Below are 1,467 nucleotides of genomic sequence, written 5' to 3' on the forward strand. Positions count from 1 at the left end.
AAGGACTGGCATACGTACTATGTAAGTGATAGTAGTGTGCTTGTGCATAATAAATGTACAGGTTCATATTCGATAAAGTTTAAGAGTGGTAAGACATATCATGGAAAAGGTCCTCTTAGTAGAGCGAAACAATCAGCACGAAGACTTAGCAGAAAACATGGTGATGATGCAGTAAAAATTAAATGGAAGCCAGCAGCTAATAATCAAGAAGCATTTATTGATGAATATAGACGTTTAAGATTTTTTGGTGGTCCTGAAGATATTATGAATTATAATATGAGACATAGTCCAGGCAGGAAATTATATTATTCAAGATATGGTCATTATTAATTACATTTTATATGGAAGGCAGATGTTCAAATGATAAAAGAAGGATTTAAGTTTTGTAGAACTTTTTATGAAATGAATGAATATAATACAATATTTATTGAAGAGAAAAGAATAAATGAATGTATTAACTATATTAATGATAATAATATAAAGTCTGTATGCTTTAGTCCAAGGTATTATATTAATGCTGATATTAACTTTTTACGAAGTTGTCCTAATGTAGATACAGTGCGTATTGAAAGTATGAACATAGATTATTCAGGTTTATATAACCTTAATAATTTAAAAGCTCTTCATTCAGACAATCTCTTTACTAAAGGATTTCGTTCGGAACTAAATCTTAAAGAGTTTAGCAAATTAGAGTTATTATCTATTGGAAATTGGAACAAAAATATAAAGGGATTAAATGAATGTCGAAGTTTAAAGTCGCTTAGATTATGGAAATATAAGCCTGAAAGTAGAGATTTACAGGAATTATCTCGCTTAAATGACTTAGAGGTATTAGTTTTAACACAATCAGTGCTAACATCATTAAAAGGTTGTGGTGAGTTGATGAAATTACAATGTTTACAACTATATTATATTAAGTCTTTAGAAAGAATTGATGAACTTGAAAGAATAAGTAATTCACTTAAAAATTTAAGAATTGAACATTGTAAAAATATAAAAAACCATGAGTATGTTACTTGTTTAAAAAATCTTGTGTTGCTAGATTTTTCAGAGTGTGGTGAAATTCCATCAATTAACTTTATTAAAGAAATGGGTAATCTTAAAACTTTTACATTTGTTGGTACGAATATTATTGATGGAGATTTATCACCTTGTATCGGACTTGGATATGTTGGCTTTTTAGATAAAAAACATTATTCACATAAATTTAATGATTTTAAGCAGGAATTCGATGATGGACTTCAACATGTTAACAATATGTATAAATGGTTATAAAGACGAATAAGGTAATGAATAAAAATTCCAACAAGAATGACAGACACATGACTTATGACTTATTAAAAAATATACTGGAATAAATAGGTTCTAAGCAAATAAGTTATAAGAGGCTAGATTATAATTAAAAGTACCAGTCGACTAAGCAATGATATTAGTTGACTGGTATTTTTGTAAATGATATTAATTATA

2 protein-coding genes are annotated in these 1,467 nt (G+C 27.6%); both read left to right on the forward strand.

The annotated features are described in order from the left end of the window. On the forward strand, window positions 1–330 hold a 330-nt coding region (locus Q428_RS15555; RefSeq protein WP_201769308.1), incomplete at its 5' end, for a hypothetical protein. 30 nt (window positions 331–360) lie between these two features. After that, window positions 361–1,275, forward strand: coding sequence for a hypothetical protein (locus tag Q428_RS14000; RefSeq protein WP_051515194.1), 915 nt, complete (start codon window positions 361–363; stop codon window positions 1,273–1,275). The last annotated feature ends 192 nt before the right edge of the window (window positions 1,276–1,467 follow it).

The sequence above is a fragment of the Fervidicella metallireducens AeB genome (assembly GCF_000601455.1).
Taxonomy (GTDB): domain Bacteria; phylum Bacillota; class Clostridia; order Clostridiales; family Caloramatoraceae; genus Fervidicella; species Fervidicella metallireducens.

What these genes read in the sequence shown, in the direction of transcription:
- Q428_RS14000 (WP_051515194.1), top strand. Translation starts at nt 361, where the DNA reads ATGATAAAAGAAGGATTTAAGTTTTGTAGAACTTTTTATGAAATGAAT.